This window comes from Pseudarthrobacter ribosi (assembly GCF_055412865.1).
The window spans coordinates 13453-31240 of record NZ_JBVAYZ010000025.1 but is presented as its reverse complement, the minus strand read 5'-3'; the positions used below and the strand labels follow the sequence as shown (position 1 = coordinate 31240).

At 67.7% G+C, this 17788-nt stretch carries 14 protein-coding genes; 2 read left to right on the top strand and 12 right to left on the bottom strand.

Annotated features, from left to right (window positions below; all coding sequences use genetic code 11):
* Positions 1-70: 70 nt before the first annotated feature.
* Entirely contained in the window at positions 71-562 is a 492-nt protein-coding gene (locus tag ACZYZ5_RS18300; protein ID WP_463903645.1) for an Rv3235 family protein, read from the top strand.
* Positions 563-715: 153 nt separating this feature from the next.
* Here the strand turns inward: ACZYZ5_RS18300 and secA are convergent, their stop codons facing one another.
* The 7 genes from secA to mtrA all read right to left on the bottom strand — a co-directional run bounded on the left by secA (position 716) and on the right by mtrA (position 11229).
* On the bottom strand, positions 716-3451 hold the full coding sequence (gene secA, locus ACZYZ5_RS18295; RefSeq protein WP_463903643.1) for a preprotein translocase subunit SecA: 2736 nt from the start codon (positions 3449-3451) through the stop codon (positions 716-718).
* Between the two features lie 70 nt (positions 3452-3521).
* Entirely contained in the window at positions 3522-4790 is a 1269-nt protein-coding gene (locus ACZYZ5_RS18290; RefSeq protein ID WP_463903642.1) for a winged helix-turn-helix domain-containing protein, read from the bottom strand.
* A gap of 32 nt (positions 4791-4822) precedes the next feature.
* Positions 4823-5548, bottom strand: a complete 726-nt coding sequence (gene hpf, locus ACZYZ5_RS18285) for a ribosome hibernation-promoting factor, HPF/YfiA family (RefSeq protein WP_463903641.1) — start codon at positions 5546-5548, stop codon at positions 4823-4825.
* 162 nt (positions 5549-5710) lie between these two features.
* Positions 5711-6658, bottom strand: coding sequence for a ComF family protein (locus ACZYZ5_RS18280; protein WP_463903640.1), 948 nt, complete (start codon positions 6656-6658; stop codon positions 5711-5713).
* 76 nt (positions 6659-6734) lie between these two features.
* The gene (locus ACZYZ5_RS18275) at positions 6735-8411 is read right to left on the bottom strand and encodes an LpqB family beta-propeller domain-containing protein (protein ID WP_463903681.1); all 1677 of its coding nucleotides are present in this window, start codon (positions 8409-8411) and stop codon (positions 6735-6737) included.
* 3 nt (positions 8412-8414) lie between these two features.
* Positions 8415-10214: an MtrAB system histidine kinase MtrB gene (mtrB, locus tag ACZYZ5_RS18270; protein ID WP_463903680.1), complete on the bottom strand. Its 1800-nt coding sequence runs from the start codon at positions 10212-10214 to the stop codon at positions 8415-8417.
* 340 nt (positions 10215-10554) lie between these two features.
* Positions 10555-11229, bottom strand: a complete 675-nt coding sequence (mtrA, locus tag ACZYZ5_RS18265) for an MtrAB system response regulator MtrA (protein WP_024365603.1) — start codon at positions 11227-11229, stop codon at positions 10555-10557.
* Positions 11230-11412: 183 nt separating this feature from the next.
* On the opposite strand from mtrA, the gene ACZYZ5_RS18260 reads away from it, so the two are divergent.
* Positions 11413-12126, top strand: a complete 714-nt coding sequence (locus ACZYZ5_RS18260; RefSeq protein WP_463903639.1) for a DUF4166 domain-containing protein — start codon at positions 11413-11415, stop codon at positions 12124-12126.
* A 31-nt stretch (positions 12127-12157) separates the two neighbouring features.
* On the opposite strand, the gene ACZYZ5_RS18255 is transcribed toward ACZYZ5_RS18260, so the two are convergent.
* The 5 genes from ACZYZ5_RS18255 to ACZYZ5_RS18235 form a co-directional block, all read right to left on the bottom strand.
* Positions 12158-13195, bottom strand: a complete 1038-nt coding sequence (locus ACZYZ5_RS18255; protein ID WP_463903637.1) for a uroporphyrinogen decarboxylase/cobalamine-independent methonine synthase family protein — start codon at positions 13193-13195, stop codon at positions 12158-12160.
* A 2-nt stretch (positions 13196-13197) separates the two neighbouring features.
* Positions 13198-13680: a chorismate mutase gene (locus ACZYZ5_RS18250; protein ID WP_463903636.1), complete on the bottom strand. Its 483-nt coding sequence runs from the start codon at positions 13678-13680 to the stop codon at positions 13198-13200.
* 176 nt (positions 13681-13856) lie between these two features.
* Entirely contained in the window at positions 13857-15584 is a 1728-nt protein-coding gene (locus ACZYZ5_RS18245; RefSeq protein WP_463903635.1) for an ABC transporter ATP-binding protein, read from the bottom strand.
* Positions 15581-16606: an ABC transporter permease gene (locus ACZYZ5_RS18240; protein ID WP_463903634.1), complete on the bottom strand. Its 1026-nt coding sequence runs from the start codon at positions 16604-16606 to the stop codon at positions 15581-15583. Before ACZYZ5_RS18240 ends, ACZYZ5_RS18245 begins: the two co-directional genes overlap by 4 nt.
* A 1-nt stretch (position 16607) precedes the next feature.
* Entirely contained in the window at positions 16608-17699 is a 1092-nt protein-coding gene (locus ACZYZ5_RS18235) for an ABC transporter permease (protein WP_463903632.1), read from the bottom strand.
* Positions 17700-17788: the final 89 nt, after the last annotated feature.

The following is a 17788-nucleotide window of genomic DNA, read 5'->3' as shown; positions in this document are numbered from 1 at the left end:
CCGCCGAAACCACCAGCAATGTCAGGGCCGCACAGCGGTCCCAACCGCCAGCCCCAGCAAAGGAAGCAACATGAGCGCCCTGCCCAGCCCCCGCACCGCCGCGGAAGCCCCCGCACCCACTGCCACGCCCCTGCGTCTGGTGCCCGGAGGCGCCGATCCGGCCAATCCCGTGTCCGGTCCGGGCATTCCGGCAACCCTGCCGCGCGTGACCGATGAGGTCCGCGAGATCTGTGCGATCTCCCGCAGCACGGTTCAGGCCGCCATCGAGGTGCTGGCCGGCACCCGGCCGGCGCAGCAGCTCGCCCGGCGGCTCGACGAACGCTGCTTGGCGGCCCTGCAGCACCGGGCCGCCCTGACCCGGAGGGTGCCGTGCGGGGCATCACCGACCGCCGGACGCCTGCACCGTAACCCCGCGGTCCGCTCGGTCCGGGCCTGCCGGGTCTCCGCTGACGTCTATGAGGCCAGTGCCGTCGTGGTCGAGGAGCTGCGGGTCCGGGCGGTCGCGTTGAGGCTGGAGCGAAGCAGGCTTGCCTGGCGGGTCACCGTGCTGGAAATCGGCTGACAGCCAGGGTAATCCGTCCTTGGAAAACCGCTGGGGGCCGGCTCACGGAACCGAGGAAAGGAGGAGGATGCAGCAACGAAAGAGGACCGGAGCTCGCTCCGGTCCTCTTTCGTTGCTGCGCCGTTTGCGCTGGCGGCCGCAGGCGGCAGCCGGTTAGCGCCGCTTCTTCTTGTTGGCGCGGCGGGCTGAGTCCTGCGCGGCCTTGGCCGGGTTGCCGGAGCGGCCGGAGGCCTTGGCCTCGACGCGGGTCTGGGCCGAACCGTCCTCGCCCGGTGCCGTGTACTGCAGCTGGGCCGGCTTTTCGGGAGCTTCCAGCCCGGCAGCCCGGATCTGCGGCTCGTGGTGTTCGGTGTGCTGACCCGCGGCGTCCGCCACGACGACGTCCTCGGCGGGCGTCACCTCGACCTCAAGATTGAACAGGAAGCCGACGCTCTCCTCCCGAATGGCCTCCATCATGGACTGGAACATGATGAAACCCTCGCGCTGGTATTCCACCAGCGGATCGCGCTGGGCCATCGCACGCAGGCCGATGCCTTCCTTCAGGTAGTCCATCTCATAGAGGTGTTCCTGCCACTTGCGGCCGATCACGGATAGGACAACCCGGCGCTCCAGTTCGCGCATGCTCTCTTGGCCGATGGCTTCTTCGCGTGCCTGGTAAACCAGGCGCGCATCGGAGAGGATCTCCTCCCGGAGGAAGTCCACGGTGATCCGCGACTTTCCGCCGGCCTCGTCGATGAGGTCGCGCGGGGTGACGCTCACGGGATAGAGGGTTTTGAGGTTGGACCACAGCAGGTTGAAGTCCCAGTCGTCACCGGTGCCCTCCGCAGTGGCTTCGTCGATGAACGAGTTGATTGTGTCTTCCAAAAAGAACTGGACCTTCTCGTGGAGGTCATCGCCCTCGAGGATGCGGCGTCGGTCACCGTAGATGGCCTCGCGCTGGCGGTTCAGCACGTCGTCGTACTTCAGGACGTTCTTCCGCTGTTCGGCATTGCGGCCTTCGACCTGGCCCTGGGCCGAGGCGATGGCGCGCGAGACGAGCTTCGATTCGAGCGCGACGTCGTCGGGCACGGAGCTGTTCATCAGCCGTTCAGCCGCGCCCGAGTTGAACAGGCGCATCAGGTCATCGGTGAGCGAGAGGTAGAACCGGGACTCACCGGGGTCGCCCTGGCGTCCGGAGCGGCCGCGCAGCTGGTTGTCGATGCGGCGTGATTCGTGCCGTTCAGTGCCGAGCACGTACAACCCGCCGAGGCTGAGGACCTCCTCGTGCTCGTCCTTGACGGACTGCTTGGCCGCTTCGAAGGCTGCGGGCCAGGCTCCTTCGTATTCCTCGGAGTTTTCTTCCGGGTCAAGGCCGCGCTTGGCGAGTTCGGCGACGGCGGTGAACTCGGCGTTGCCGCCGAGCATGATGTCGGTACCGCGGCCCGCCATGTTGGTCGCCACGGTCAGGGCGCCCTTGCGGCCGGCCTGGGCGACGATCGCGGCCTCACGGGCGTGGTTCTTCGCGTTCAGGACCTCGTGCCGGACGCCTTCCTTAGCCAGCAGCCTGGAGAGGTATTCGCTCTTTTCGACGCTCGTGGTGCCGACCAGGATCGGCTGGCCCAGGGCGTGCCGTTCGGCGATGTCCTTGACGACGGCGTCGAACTTGACGGCCTCGTTCTTGTACACGAGGTCCGCCTGGTCGATGCGCGTCATGTCGCGGTTGGTGGGGATCGCAACGACGCCGAGCTTGTAAGTGCTCATGAACTCGGCGGCTTCGGTTTCGGCCGTACCGGTCATACCAGCGAGCTTGTCGTACATGCGGAAGTAGTTCTGCAGCGTGACCGTGGCGAGCGTCTGGTTCTCGGCCTTGATCTCGACGCCTTCCTTCGCCTCAATCGCCTGGTGCATGCCTTCGTTGTAGCGCCGGCCCGCGAGGATACGGCCGGTGTGCTCATCAACGATCAGCACCTCGCCGTCGAGGATGACGTAGTCCTTGTCCCGCTTGAAGAGTTCCTTGGCCTTGATGGCGTTGTTCAGGAAGCCGATCAGGGGGGTGTTGGCGGACTCGTAGAGGTTGTGGATTCCGAGGTAGTCCTCGACCTTTTCGATGCCGGCCTCCAGCACACCGACGGTGCGCTTCTTTTCGTCGACCTCGTAGTCCTCCTCCGGCTTGAGCCGGGTGACGACCTTGGCGAACTCGCTGTACCAGCGGTTCGTGTCGCCCTGGGCGGGGCCGGAGATGATGAGCGGAGTCCGTGCCTCATCGATGAGGATGGAGTCCACCTCATCGACGATGGCGAAGTGGTGGCCGCGCTGGACGAGCTCGGACTTGTCCCACGCCATGTTGTCGCGCAGGTAGTCGAAGCCGAATTCGTTGTTGGTGCCGTAGGTGATATCCGCGGCGTACTGCTCGCGCCGCAAGGCGGGGTCCTGGTTGGACAGGATGCAGCCGCTGCTGAGGCCGAGGAACCGGTACACACGGCCCATGAGGTCCGACTGGTATTCGGCCAGGTAGTCGTTCACGGTGATCACGTGCACACCCTGGCCGGCAAGGGCGTTGAGGTAGGCCGGAGCGGTCGCCACGAGGGTCTTTCCTTCACCGGTCTTCATTTCGGCGATATTGCCCAGGTGAAGGGCGGCGCCGCCCATCAGCTGGACGTCGAAGTGCCGCATGCCAAGGGTGCGGGAGGAGGCTTCGCGGACGGCGGCGAACGCCTCGGGCAGGAGATCATCGAGCTGCTCGCCGTCGACGTGGCGTGCGCGGAGACGGTCGGTCTCCTCGCGCAGTTCGGCGTCGGTGAAGGTCTGGAAGGAGCTTTCAAGGGCATTAATGGAATCGGCATAGTTCCGCAGTTGCCTCAGGGTTTTCTTGTCACCCGTGCGGAGAAGTTTTTCGATAAGTGATGCCACGTGAAGTTGCTCCCAGTCTCAAGCTGCCGAATTCTGGCGTTTTTAGTCTACGGGAGAGACGCAGGGCCGGTTACGCCTGTTCCCTCTGAGCGGATACACCGCTTCCTGCCCCGGACACGGCGTCCGCGAGCGCCGGCGCCAAGTCCCCTTTGGGGGAGACAACGACCCGGTCCAGTTGCAACCACTCTGCCATGAGCTGCAGTTCCGCGGCGAGTTCGACGGCGGTGTCGTCGGGAGCGCCGGGCTCCGCGTGGGCGGCCCTCGCCAGCAGGAGGCCGTGGGTCCGGTCGGCTTTGAGGTCGACGCGGGCCACGATCCCGTCGCGGAGCAGGAACGGCAGCACGTAATAGCCGAAGCGGCGCTTCGGCTCCGGGGTGTAGATCTCGAGGCGGTAGTGGAACCCGAACAGGGCCTCCAGCCGCCGTCGTTCGAAGACCAGCGAGTCGAAGGGGCTCAGCAGGGCCCGGCCGGTGGCCGTGCGAGGGAGCTTCGCCTCGATATGGCGGTAGACCGGCTTGTTCCAGCCGGAGACTGTGACGGGGAGCAGCCTGCCGGCGTCGGCGAGGTGTTCGACGGCGATGGCGGACGCACGCATTGGCGTCCGGAAGTAATCAGCAAAGCACCGCAGCGTGCCGATCCCGTGGGCCCGGGCGGCGGCGTCGATCAGGCGGACCAGCGCGGCCTCCTGATCCGGCCCGGCGTCCGCGGCGGGCGCCGCGTCGGGATCCGCGTCCGGCCGTCCGGGCAGGACCTTGGCGGTGAGCGTGTAGCGCCGTTCAAAGGAGTCGGTGCGGGAGGCGGCCGAGATGAGGCCTGCTTCGAAGAGGTGCTCGAGAACCCGCTTTACGGCGTTCCAGTTCCAGCCCCAGTTGTCCTGTTGGCGGTCCTCCACATGGCCCAGCCTGGCGGTGAGCTCGGCAGCGGTCATCGGCCGGCCGGCGGCGAGCGCTTCAAGCACCCGGGCGGCGACGCCGCTGCGCAGCTCGGGATCCATGGAGTGGGCCCCCACCCATCTCCGACTCTGCCACAGGAGCAGGTCCTGGAAATGGTCGGGACGGATAAAGCTGGCTTCGTGGGCCCAGTACTCCATCATGCGGCGCGGGTGGTGCCCCGCCATCCGGTCCAGGATGGTGCGGTCATAGTTCCCCAGCCTTGAAAAGAACGGCAGGTAGTGGCTGCGGGACAGCACGTTGACGGAGTCGATCTGGACCAGCTGGAGTCGGGCAAAGGTACGGCCCACCGCCCGTGCAGTCACGGGTCCGGCGGGCCGTACCTTGTCCAATTCCTGGGCTGCCAGTGCGATCCGCCGGGCCTGCTGGAGGCTCAGCGATTCCTGCACGTCAGTCCCTTCGTTGGATGGTCAGCACCAGCTTATGCGCTGGCCGGCGCATCCTCGGAACGGTACGCAAGGATCTTTTCTTCCAGCGGAGCCTCACCCGGCTCGCAGGTCTGGTCGAGGGAGATCACTCCGTACGTCCACCCGTCGCGGCGGTACACGACTGACGGCGCCTTGGTCTCCTTGTCCACGAAGAGGTAGAAGTCGTGACCCACGAGTTCCATGTTGTCGACCGCGTCGTCGAGCGTCAGGGATGCGGCGGGGAAAACCTTCCGGCGGATGAGCACGGGCGAGTCTCCGGCCGGGATATCGTTCTCGACCTCATACGGTGATTTCTCGGCGGGGGCTTCCTTGGACTCCAGCCAGTGGTTCGCCTCGACGTAGATGGGCTCACTGGTGCTCGCCGGCGCGAGCGTTGCCGTCGCCTCGGTGACGGACTTGGGGGTATGCCTGCCGTGGTGGACCTTTTTGCGGTCCTTCGCCCGGCGCAGGCGTTCAAGAAGCTTGTTGTAGGCGAGGTCGAACGCGGCAAACTTGTCCGCGGCGCTGGCTTCGGCACGAATCACGGGACCCCGTCCCAGGACGGTCAGCTCAACCGTGAGCATCTCGTCGGTCTGCCGGGCCTTGGTCTCCTTGGAAACCTTCGCGTCCACCCTCTGGACCTTGTCCCCCAGCGACGCGATCTTCGAGATCTTCTCGTCGGCGTACTCGCGGAACCGGTCGGAGACCGTCAAATTACGTCCGCTGATCATGAACTCCATGGTGCCCTCCAAATGACTTCGGTGACACGACGGCGGCACTTCCCGGGGCTGGTCTGACTGACAGTCGAGCCCCTTTCCGAGCCGCTATCGACAGGTACATCTATTCTTGGTACCCATCTCCGACGTTAGTTCATAGCCCCCTCTTATTCATCCTTTTTTGGTTTATTTTTTTCCTTGACGCGGCGGTTCCCCTGCCACCGCACGGTCCGCGGCGCCGATGTCGAGTGCGCCGGGCGGGCGTGTCGCAGCAACGACGACGGCGCCCCTCACCACGGCGCCGGCCGCCCGCAATGCCCGTGCCGCCTCGGCCACCGTGGCCCCGGTGGTGAGCACGTCGTCAACGATGACGCACGGCCGGCCGTGCACCTCCCGAGCGAACAGCCCGCCGCGGACCCGCATGGATCCCCGCACCCGCTGTGCGCGGTCCCCGCGGCCCAATCCTTTCTGTCCGCCGCGTGCTCCCCGGGTCGTCGTGGCAGCGGCCCGGAGCCCGGTCTTCCGGAGCGCATGAACGGTCGTGAACCCGGCGTAGGGCCCGCATCCCGGGGCCCTGATCCGCCGCATCCTGCCCAGCAGCACGTGGACCGGGCTGAAGCCCCGCTTCCGGTACGCACCGCTGCTGGTGGGCACGGGGACGAGCAGCAGCCCCGGGGCGTCCCCGGCAGCGGCCCGGATGGCCCGGGCCAGTCCGTGCGACAACACCTCCGCCAGCTGTCCCTGGCCGTGGCTCTTGAAGGACAGGACGGCCTGCGCCAACTCCGCCCGGTACGCGCCGGCGGCCACGACCGGAAGGAGCACGGAGCCGTCCACATCCATCAGGGCCGGCGCCTGGGCCTCCGCCCGGAACGGCCGGCGCATCAACTGCCGGACCTGCCGCTCGCAGCCCCCGCACAGCGCCAGATCCTCAGCCCCGCAGCAGACGCAGTCCACCGGCGCCGCGAGTGCCAGCACTTCGGCCGCGGCAGCAGCCGCCCCGTCCGCCAGCCGCGCCAGTGGCCGGCGGTAGTCACCGCGGTGCCTGGCCGCTGCCGTTGTCGCCGGCGCCAGATCAGGGTCGGTGATGGAAGGGGCCCGGCGGTAGCGGTCGCGGCGTTCTCTGGAGGTCCCCACAGACCCTAGTGTTCGCCCACCCGGGCCTGCAGCGTCAGGGCCGCGGCGCGCCATGTGGAAAAGTCGGCCCCGGTCCCTACCCCGGATAGGACGGGTCGGTCGGCCCCTTGAGCTGCGGCGACCAGCCGTTGCCGAGCCGCTGGAAGATCCCTTCCGCGGACTGCGCGTAGATCTCCTCAGCGCCGTTCCCGGCGCTGAGGACGGTGAGTCCCGGCCATGGCGCAAGCTGCTGCGGCTGGGACGATGTGAGGGAGAGCAGTTCAGGGGTGACGGTTTCGCTCGGGGAGCCCTTCATCACGGCGACTGTCGTGTCATCCACCCACACGCCCTGGTCCGGATCGTTCGTCGCCAGCAGGGTCATTGGCACGGTGAGGTCCTTGGGTGTGCCGTCCGCGGCACGGACTATGCCCGCGACCTGGACCTTGGTCTTGCCGTTCTGCTCCGTGAGGACGAGGGCGCGCGTGCCCTCGCGGGACACGCGGAGCTCCTTGACGGACCGTCCGGCGAGCCAGGCCGGGGACAGCGTCACCGCGGGGACGCCTGAGCCTTCCGCCACGCCGACGGGCCGGTGCGCGATGATTTCCGTGGCGCCGTTGGCCCCTGGCCCCGCGGTCCAGACCCAGTCGTACCGGTCGAAGGACGGGCGGGTCAGTGTGGAGCGGGTGGTCAGCGCCCTGGCGGGCTGCCCGGGCACCACGGAGTACAGCGTGCCGCGACCGGCGTTGAGGAAGGCCGCGGACTGCGAGACGGGAGACTCAGCAGGGGCCCTCGGCCCAAGGGCCGAGACGGGCTGAATGTCCGGAAGCGGCGAGATCCGGTTGTTCTCATACCGGACCAGGTCGTTGTCGCTGACGGCGATCTGACGGGCCGGGACGTTCTTGTCCCGGATCGGCGGAAGTACCGAACCGTTGTCCTCCACACGCACCAGATCCTGGTTGGCCCGGAGTTCAACGTTGATGACATCGGGCTGGCTGCGGAAGGTCAGGGCAAGCTGGGTCTGCATCCGCAGCCGGTCCTCGTTGGACGCCTCCACGAGGTCCTTTGCCGTGAGGTCCACTTGGGCGGCGCCGGAAACCACCGGGACAGACTCCCGGGCCAGCTTGATGCCGGAGGGGAAGGCGCTGACGACGGCACCCTTGAGGTACGGGGCCGGACCGCCGAGGAGTGCGCTGGTCATGGCCTTGACGGTCTTCTTCTTGATGAACCACCGGACATCGGGCACCGCGTAGGTGAACGTCGGGTCGTAGAAATAGATCGGATAGGCGCCGTAAATGACCTTGAACGTCTCTTCCGGGATCGCCGTCCCGTCCGGGAGTTCAGCGATCCGCCATTCACCGTCCACCTGGGTCAGCGTGGCGGGGATGTTCTCCTTGGTGCCCTCCGGCAGCTGGGTCGCCACCCCGTCCGCGTCGACGGAGTAGGACACATCCAGTTCATAGTTGAAGACGTTTTCGACGCCGGTCGGCACGACGCGTGCGGCACGGAAGACGAGCGCGCGCTGGTCCGGCTTCCAGGTGACCGACGAGGCCTGGGTCAGGTACTGGCGTGCCACCGCGTAGTCGTCCTCGTAGCCGCTGCCGGCGAGGTAGAAGTCCTCGATGACAGCTTCCGGCGCGGCGCCCTCCCGCGGCGCGGACGGGAAGAAGACGGGGGCGTTCTTCGGGTTCCCGGCGCTCTCGTCAGTGCTTTTTCCCACCGGACCCGAGCGGGGGATCTGGGCGCACGAGGTCAGCAGAAACAGCAGTACCGCCANCGTTCATGACCCGCCCTTCGTTCCGGTTTCGGCTGCTCCCGGGACCGCTCCGGTACCGGCCGCGCGGGCGTCCCGCGTCCCGGCGTCGGACGCTCGGGCGATGTCGTCCCCGTTGTCGTTGTCGGTGCGCGGCGCCGGCGAGTGGTCCAGCAGCAGCATGGTCCGGTCGCTGCCGGCTCCCTGAAGTCCGACGTCGACCGGCTCCAGCTGGAGGGGGGACTTCGTGATGGTCTCCCCCTGGCGCAGCGCGAGGGTGAGGCGGAAGTTGGCGCCGCCGCCTTTCCTTCCCCAGGCCTGGAGCCAGCCGTTGTGAAGTTTCGTGTCCTCGGCGGCGATGGACAGGCCAAGGCCGCTGCCTCCCGTGGTGCGTGCCCTGGCCGGATCGGCACGCCAGAACCGATCGAACACGCGGGCCGCTTCCGCGGGGGTCATGCCGATGCCGTGGTCGCGGACGGCCACGGCCACGGCATTGTCGTTGGCGGCCACGGAAATGTTCACCGTGCGTCCCTCGCCGTGTTCGAGGGCGTTCAGGACGAGGTTGCGCAGGATCCGGTCGATCCGGCGGTCATCCATGTCCACGATGATGCTGCCCGAGGGCGCGTTGAGGGTGACCTCGGAGCCGTATTCGGCGGCCACCGGGGCCACGCCTTCCATCACATGCGAAACGAGCTGCACGATGTCTCCCGGTTCGGCGTCGAGCGTGGCCACCCCGGCGTCGAAGCGGGAGATCTCCAGCAGGTCGGCCAGCAGGGACTGGAAACGCTCCACCTGGTTGTAGAGCAGCTCCGCGGAGCGCTTGTTGATGGGGTCGAAGTCCCCGCGCGCGTCGTAGAGCACCTCGGCGGCCATCCGCACGGTGGTGAGCGGGGTGCGCAACTCGTGCGAGACGTCGGAGACGAACCGCTGCTGCATCTGGGACAGCGTGGCGAGCTGGGTGATCTGCTCCTGGAGGCTGGCGGCCATGTGGTTGAAGGAAGCTCCGAGCCGTGCCACCTCGTCCTCGCCCTTGACCACCATGCGTTCCTGCAACTGCCCCGCGGCGAGCTTCTCGGAGACGAGCGCGGCATGGCTGACGGGACTGACGACGTTCCGGGTCACGTACCAGGCCACGGCGCCGATGAGCAGCGCCAGCACCGCGCCGCCGGCCAGGAGAACGTTCTGGATCTCGTCGAGGGTCTTTTGGGCCGTATTGAGGTCATAGATCAGGTAGAGCTCGTAGACCGTGCCATTGAAGGTGACCTTGTTGCCGACGGCAATTCCGGGCCGGTCCTGGGTGCCGACCGGGAACTCCGTGGAGGCCCAGAACTGCTCCTTGCCGGAATCCTGCACGGCCTTGCGCAGTTCGGGCGGAATGACGCTGATGGTGAGCTGGTCCGACGCCCGCGATTCGACCCAGCGGTTGCGGGGTTTGGTTTGTTCGGGCATCGCCTCAAAGACGTACCGCCGCTGGATCACGGAGCCGCGGCCCTCGACGGCGTTCAAGGTGTCATAGACGAGCGTGATGACGCTGGACTGGTCGGTGACCTGGGCGCCGTCGAACGTGTCCTGGATCTGCTTGACGTTGTAGCGCGTCTCCGACTCGGCCTGGACGAGCCGTTCCTGGAAGAGGTGGTTGGCAATCTGGTTGGACAGGTAGGCGCCGACGACGGCGAACGACAAGATCGCAAGCATCAGGGTCGTCAGCACGGTCCGGAACTGCAGCGACCGCCGCCACTTGCGGTGCAGTGAGCGCAACAGGTAGCGGATACCCGGAAGCAGGCGCGAGGCTCCGATGCTGACCAGCCGCGCCACCCGTACGCCCACGATCCGGGCGCGCTTCACCCACAGCCGGGTGCGGAAGCGTATGGACAGCCACCCGTCGGCAAGGCCTGTGGGGCGAGGGGCGGGCGGTGCCGCAGCGGGTCCCGCGCTGCCGGGTTCGACGGTGCCGGGTTCGACGGTGCCGGGTTCGACGCCCGCGGGCCCGGACGGGCCGCCCGGGACCCTGTCCGCCTCCGGGGCACTGCCTGCGTCCGGGGCAGCGGAAGCGGGCGCCGTCACGCCCGGTTCGTGGAGGTCAACTGAGCTGCGGGCGGCGTTCTCCGGAGCGCCCCGTTCCAGCGGGGCGCTCACCGGACCGGCTCCGGGGCGGCCGTCCCGAGGTTCAGGAACCTGCTTTGTAGCCGACACCACGGACCGTCAATACAACTTCGGGGGCTTCCGGGTCGCGTTCGATCTTGGACCTCAGCCGCTGGACGTGGACATTGACCAGCCGGGTGTCGGCGGCGTGCCGGTAGCCCCAGACCTGTTCCAGGAGCAGTTCCCGGGTGAAGACCTGCCAGGGCTTGCGTGCCAGCGCGACCAGCAGGTCGAATTCCAGGGGCGTGAGCGAGATGCGCTCGGTGCCGCGGCTGACGAGGTGTCCCGCCACGTCGATCGTGACGTCGGCGATGCGCAGCGTCTCCGGTGCCTTTTGGTCGCCGGGCCGGAGCCGGGCCCGGACACGGGCGACGAGTTCGGCCGGTTTGAAGGGCTTCGGAACGTAGTCATCGGCCCCGGACTCAAGTCCGCGGACCACGTCCGACGTGTCCGCCTTGGCGGTCAGCATCACGATCGGCACGTCGGACTCGGCCCGGATCTGGCGGCAAACTTCAATGCCGTCAATGCCCGGGAGCATGAGGTCGAGCAGCACGAGGTCCGGCTTGGCGGAGCGGAAAACTTCCAGCGCCTGCCCGCCGTCAGCGCAGAAGACGGGTTCAAACCCGTCATTGCGCAGCACAATACCGATCATCTCGGCCAGCGCCTCGTCATCGTCCACTACCAGAATGCGTGCCTTCATATGTATATATTCCCCTATTGAAATGGCTTTGTCGTATTCGGCGGCGCCCCGGCATGGCGCCGCCGGCACCCGGGCCGCACCTCCACGCTACAGCGCGGCGTGCTGCCGGCTGTGACAAACCCCGCTCCGTCCCGCATGCTGTGGACAGGAACACGTCAGCCGGCCAGGCCCCAGGAGGATTCTGTGAGCACCCCGATCTACCAGCGCGCCCTCGGTACCGACTATGCCCGACTGCAGCCGGAGCTGCAGGAATACTTCTCGCTCGCGCCCGGCTCCGGCCACTTCGGCGTCGGCGAGGGTGTGTTTGAGGTGGTCGGCTGCCGGCAGAAGTGGCTCCGACCCCTGCTCAGCCTCGCCAGCGGGGAGGAGTCCTTTTTCCCGGAGTACGGCGAGGGCATCCGGTTCCGGATCGAGAACCACGCCCACCTGGACCCGTTCGGCCGGTCCAGCCTCACAGCCCGGCGCGAGATCTTTTTCCCGGGTACGACGCGCGTGTTCCACGACACCACGAGCTTCGATGATTCGGGCAGCCGGCACGGGCTGGTGGATTATGTCGGGCGGTACCGGCGGCTGGTCACGGACCTTAATCTGAGCTTCACCGCCGGCGGCCGGCTGCGCGGGGTGTCGGAGGCATCACGGCTGTTCCTCGGGCCGCTGCGGATTCCCCTGCCCGGCATCCTCGATGCCAAGGCCTACGCCGAGCAGTGGTGGGCGCCGGAGGAGGGCTCGGCCGGCAAGCACCGGATCCAGGTGAAGGTGATCCAGCCACAGCTCGGGCTGGTCCTGGTCTACGCCGGTCATTTCGACTACCGGCTGGAGCCCTATCCCGGCGGCGTGTCCGCCCCGGGCTACCTTCCGGACCACGCCAGGCCGGACCGCTGGGAAGCCCGCAGCTGACGGCCGCGCGTGCCGGCTCTGCGTCCCGGCGCTAGCCGAGCGCGAGCTGGTTGAGTCCGTCGGCGACTTGGGTCAGCCGGGTCAACACCGCCGTCGCGGACGACGGCGAATACCGGGCCAGCCCGTCCGAGGGCGTCACCCGCAGGGCACCAAGGGTCGAGGCCGGCAGTCCCAGCTGGCGCCACGGCCGCCAGACGGTTTCCACGACGTCGGCCACGCGGGGCAGCGCTGCGGCGGGGTTGGAAACGTCGAGCGCACCGGCCCAGAGCCGTTTGCCCCCCTCCACCGCGCCGGCAAGTTGCTCCCACTGGCGGGACGTCAGGGCCCGCAGCGGCACCGCAATCCCATCGGCCCCGGCGGCCACGATCCGGTCAAACGGCGCCTCGACTTCCGGGACGCAGACAACAACCTCGACGGCGCCGGCCGCGCGCAGGGCATCGATGACCAGCTGCCAGGCGTCGGTAGCCTCCCTGCCCGGCACGGAGCGCAGGGTCCGGTAGCCGCTGGAGGTGGGAATTGTGCCTGCCAGCACGGACGCGATCTCCGGCTCGTCGATCTCGACGACGATCCGCGCCCCGGGGGCCGCCGCAGCCACCCGGCTGAGGTAGCCGCCGGCACCGGCCGCCAGTGAGGCCGCCAGGTCCCGACGGGCGCCATGGTCGATGAGGGCACGTTCCCCGTTGTGCAGGTGCAGGCCTGCGGCGAGGCTGAGCGGACCGCGGAGCTGGACCTTGATGTCCTGCGCCGGGGTGTCCTCGGCGCCGATCACATCGGCGAGGATGTTGATGTCGGTGGACAGGGCCGAACGCGCCCGCTTGAAATCCTGCCCGGGCCGGTCCACGATCCGCCACCCGTGGGGCTGGACGTCCACGGCCAGGTCCACCAGCAGGGACGCTGTCCGGCCAAGCGCATCGGAGCCGACGCCCCGGTCGGGAAGCTCGGCCAGAAAGGGCAGGTGCGGGCTGCCGAGCTCGCCGCGGATGATCCGCGCGGCCTCGACCGGGTCTTCGCCGGGCCACGTGCCCAGGGCGGTGGCGGTGACCTGTTCCGGCTCTATTGGTGCGGCCACGGCTAGGCGGTGGCGGAGACGGCCGGGCCGGCCGCTCCGGGGACATGGCCGGCGGAGCCGGAGCGCCCGGAATCCGCGGCCTGGTTACCAGCGATCAAGTTACCGGCGGCCAGCGAGGCTTCGTGGTCCTCGGCAATGGCATCGTGGTGCCGGATGACCTCGCCGATGATGAAGTTGAGGAACTTCTCGGCGAACGCCGGATCCAGGTGGGCCTCCGCAGCGAGCCGCCGCAGCCGCGCGATCTGGGCGGTCTCCCGGCCGGGGTCTCCGGCGGGCAGCTTGTGGGTTGCCTTGAGGAACCCAACCTTCTGTGTGGCCTTGAAACGCTCGGCGAGAAGGTACACGAGGGTGGCATCAATGTTGTCGATGCTGGAACGGATCGACAACAGCTCCGCCATCACGGCGGGATCCACCTGACCGGCCAGCGAGCTGGCCCCGGGGTCATAGGAATCGGCGTCGGGATGAGTCTGGTTCTGCTCGGTCATTGACCCAGTCTAGGGGCACCGGCGCTAATCACTTCTGCTGTGAAGCGCCGGCGGCACGGCCTGCTCCCGGGCATTCGGCCCGCCGTCGGGCGCCCTTTCTGTGGGTGCACGAAAGGACATGCCCACCGTTGGCTGCGAACGATGGGCATGTCCCTGGGTGCTGCTGCCGGTGCGCCCTAGCCTAGAAGCACAGCCCGGAATTCGTCCCGGCGCCGGGCTTGCTCATCCGGATCCGGAACCGGGAGGGAGGCGATCAGCTTCTTCGTGTATGCATGCTGCGGGTTGCCCATGACCTGGTTCCCAAGCCCCTGCTCCACCATCTTTCCCTTGTAGAGCACACCCACCCAATGGGACAGGATGTCCACCACGGCGAGGTCGTGGCTGATGAACAGCGCTGCAAAGCCGAACTCGGCCTGGATGTCCTTGAACAGTTCCAGCACCACGGCCTGCACCGACACGTCCAGGGCCGACGTCGGCTCGTCGGCGATCAACAGCTTCGGGTTCAGGATCAGCGCCCGCGCCAGCGAGGCGCGCTGCCGCTGGCCACCGGAGAGTTCATGCGGGAAACGGTCGGCGTAGGCGGCCGGCAGCTGCACGGCCTCCAGCAGTTCCCGGGTCCGTTGCCTGGCCTGCGCCGGGGTCGGTTTGGTGTGGATGATCAGGGGTTCCGCGATGCAGTCCCCGATGGTCAGCTGCGGATTGAAGGAGGCGGCCGGGTCCTGGAACACGAATCCGATCTCTTTGCGCAGCGGTTTGAACGTGCGCTCCTTCAGGTTGAGCATTTCGTAGCCCAGCACCTTCAGGCTGCCGCCGGTGGTGCGGTTCAGGCCCGCGATGGCCCGCCCGATCGTTGTCTTGCCGGACCCGGACTCCCCCACGAGGCCGAAGACCTCGCCCTCGGACAGGGTGAAGTTGACCCCGTCCACGGCCTTGAAGGCGGGGGTTCCCAGCCGGCCGGGGTACTCGATCGTCAAGTTCCTGGCCTCGACGAGCACCTTGCCGCCCTGGTGCGCCCGCTGGGTCATGCCCTCGGAGGCGGAGTTCCTGCCCAGGTGCGGGACCGCGGCCAGGAGCTTCTTGGTGTAGTCCTGCTTCGGCTCGGCAAAGAGCACCCGCGAAGGCGCCTCCTCCACGACGTCGCCCTGGTACATCACCACGACACGGTCGGCGAGGTCCGCCACCACGCCCATGTTGTGGGTGATGAGCACGATCGAGGTACCGTACTGGTCCCGGAGGTCCCGCAGCAACTCGAGGATTTCCGCCTGCACGGTGACATCCAGCGCGGTGGTGGGCTCGTCGGCGACGATGAGCCCCGGGTTCAGGGCCAGCGCGGCGGCGATGACCACGCGCTGTTTCTGTCCGCCGGAGAACTGGTGCGGGTAGTAGTTGACCCGTGTCTCCGGGTCAGGGATGCCCACCTTGCGGAGCGCCTCAATGGCGCGGGTTTTGGCTTCCTTGGCGCTGACCCGCGCCCCTCCCCCGTGGCCGGCATGGGAGCGGATGCCTTCGGCAATCTGCCAGCCGACCGTGAAAACGGGGTTGAGGGCGGTGGACGGTTCCTGGAATACCATGGCCACGTCGCGGCCCCGGATCTGGCGCAGCTGCGCCGGGCTGACGCTGATGACGTTGTTGCCGTTGATCAGCACCGCCCCGGAGCTGATCGCGGTCTCCGGCAGCAGGCCAAGGATGGTCTTCGCGGTGACGGTCTTGCCGGAGCCCGATTCGCCCACGATCGCCACGACCTCGCCGGGGTTGACCTGGAGGCTGACGTCCTTGACGGCGTACACGTCGCCGGCGTCGGTGGCGAAGGTGACCTTGAGGTGGTCGATGTCCAGGACGGGGCCGGCGCCGGTGCCCTGGCCGGGGCCGGCGGCGGTGCCGGGCTGGTCAATGTTGATGGTCATGAACTTCTCGCTTCTGATTCGAGTGCAGCCTGGGCGCCGGTGGTGGAATCCGGGCCGCCCTTGCCGGTGGCGGCCTTCTTGCGGCCCCGCAGGCGGGGGTCGTTGAGGTCGTTGATGCTCTCGCCGACGAGCGTCAGGCCCAGGACGGTGAGCACGATCGCGAGGCCCGGGTAGACGCCGGTCCACCAGATGCCGGACGTGGTGTCCGCCAGGGCCTTGTTGAGGTCGAAGCCCCACTCGGCGGCCGACGTCGGCTCAATGCCGAAGCCGAGGAAGCCCAGGCCGGCGAGGGTCAGGATGGCCTCGGACGCGTTGAGCGTGAAGATCAGGGGCAGCGTGCGGGTGGCGTTCTTGAAAACGTGGAGGCGCATGATCCGGATGTTCGAGGCGCCCACGACCTTGGCCGATTCCACGAACGGTTCCGCCTTGAGCCGGATGGTCTCGGCCCGGATGACGCGGAAGTACTGCGGGATGAAGACCACGGTGATGGAAATCGCCGCCGCGAGGATGCCGCCCCAGAGGCTGGACCGGCCGCCGCTGATGGCGATCGCCATCACGATGGCAACGAGCAGCGGCGGGAAGGCGTAGATCGCGTCGGCAATCACCACGAGGGTCCGGTCCAGCCAGCCGCCGACGTAGCCGCTGACCAGGCCCAGGATCACGCCGATGAAGATCGACATGAGCACGGCCACAATGATCACTAGGACGGCGGTCTGCGCGCCCCAGACGACGCGGGAGAAGACGTCGTAGCCGCCTACGGTGGTTCCCATCAGATGCTTTCCGCCGGGCGCTTCCTGGGCCGGAAACCCGCCGTCGGCGTCGGAAATCTGGGAGAAGCCGAAGGGCGCGATCAGGGGCGCGAAAATCGCGGTCAGCAGGAAGGCCGCGGTCAGGACGAGTCCCGCGACGAGCATGCCCCGCTGCAGGCCGACGCTCTTGTTGAAGTGCGAGATGACCGGCAGGCGCCGGAACCACGGTCCCCGCGGATCTTTGATGGGTTCAATAACGGCAGTGGTGCTCATATCAGTACCTCACGCGGGGGTCGATCAGCGCGGCGAGAATGTCCACGAAGAAGTTGGTCACGGCCACGATCACTGCGAGGAGGACCACGATGCCCTGGACAGCCACAAAGTCGCGGGCTGTCAGGTAGGTCGCGAGCTGGAAGCCAAGGCCCTTCCATTCGAAGGTGGTTTCGGTCAGGACCGCGCCGCCCAGCAGCACGGCGATCTGGAGACCCATCACGGTGATGATGGGAATGAGGGCCGGCTTGTAGGCGTGCTTGGTGACGAGGCGGTATTCGCTGACACCGCGTGAGCGGCCGGCCTCGACGTAGTCCTTACCGAGGGTGCCGATCACGTTGGTCCGGACCAGGCGCAGGAAGATGCCGGCGGTCAGCAGGCCAAGGGCCAGGGCGGGCAGGACGGCGTGGGCCATCACGTCAGCCAGTGCGGTCATATTGCCGCTGCGGATGGCGTCCAGCCAATAGATGCCCGTCGGCGATTCGAGCGCGGTCAGGGCCAGCTCGTTGGCGGGCGTGGCCCGGCCGGCGACCGGGAGCCAGCCCAGCCAGACGGAGAACGTGAGCTTGAAGAGCAGCCCGGAGAAGAAGACCGGTGTGGCGTAGCAGAGGATCGCGAAGACGCGCAGCCCGGCGTCCGGGCCCTTGTCGCGCCGGTGCGCGGCGACCAGGCCCAGCGGAATGCCCACGACCAGGGCCACCAGCAGGGCGTTGATGGTCAGCTCCAGGGTGGCTGCGCCGTACGTGGCGAGCATCTCCGCGACCGGGCGGTTGTCGGACAGGGTGGTGCCGAAGTTGCCGGTGATGAGCTGGGCCAGGTACTCGAAATACTGCACCAAGATGGGCCGGTCGTAGCCGGCGGCGGTGATCCGCTCCTGGAGCTGTTCCGGCGGAAGCCGGCCTCCCAGGGCGGCGGTAATGGGATCACCGGTGGTCCGCATCAGGAAGAACACCATGGTGACCAGGATGAGGATCGTCGGGAAGATCAGGAAGAACCTGATCAGGATGTAGCGGCCCAGTCCCCCACCGGACGTTTTTTTCTTTATCGGCAGAAGGCCTTCGCCGTCGGTCGGCGGTGCCTCGATAAGTGTTGTCATTGGTACCTAAATGTGTGTTCCGCGAGCCTCGTGAGCCGTGGAATCGGTTGTCCTGTATCAGCACCAAAGGCGGGGCGCCGTGTGGGCGC

What these genes read in the sequence shown, in the direction of transcription:
- ACZYZ5_RS18300 (WP_463903645.1), top strand. Translation starts at nt 71, where the DNA reads ATGAGCGCCCTGCCCAGCCCCCGCACCGCCGCGGAAGCCCCCGCACCC.
- hpf (WP_463903641.1), bottom strand. Translation starts at nt 5,548, where the DNA reads ATGGAGTTCATGATCAGCGGACGTAATTTGACGGTCTCCGACCGGTTC.
- mtrA (WP_024365603.1), bottom strand. Translation starts at nt 11,229, where the DNA reads ATGAAGGCACGCATTCTGGTAGTGGACGATGACGAGGCGCTGGCCGAG.
- ACZYZ5_RS18250 (WP_463903636.1), bottom strand. Translation starts at nt 13,680, where the DNA reads ATGACCGAGCAGAACCAGACTCATCCCGACGCCGATTCCTATGACCCC.
- ACZYZ5_RS18245 (WP_463903635.1), bottom strand. Translation starts at nt 15,584, where the DNA reads ATGACCATCAACATTGACCAGCCCGGCACCGCCGCCGGCCCCGGCCAG.
- ACZYZ5_RS18240 (WP_463903634.1), bottom strand. Translation starts at nt 16,606, where the DNA reads ATGAGCACCACTGCCGTTATTGAACCCATCAAAGATCCGCGGGGACCG.
- ACZYZ5_RS18235 (WP_463903632.1), bottom strand. Translation starts at nt 17,699, where the DNA reads ATGACAACACTTATCGAGGCACCGCCGACCGACGGCGAAGGCCTTCTG.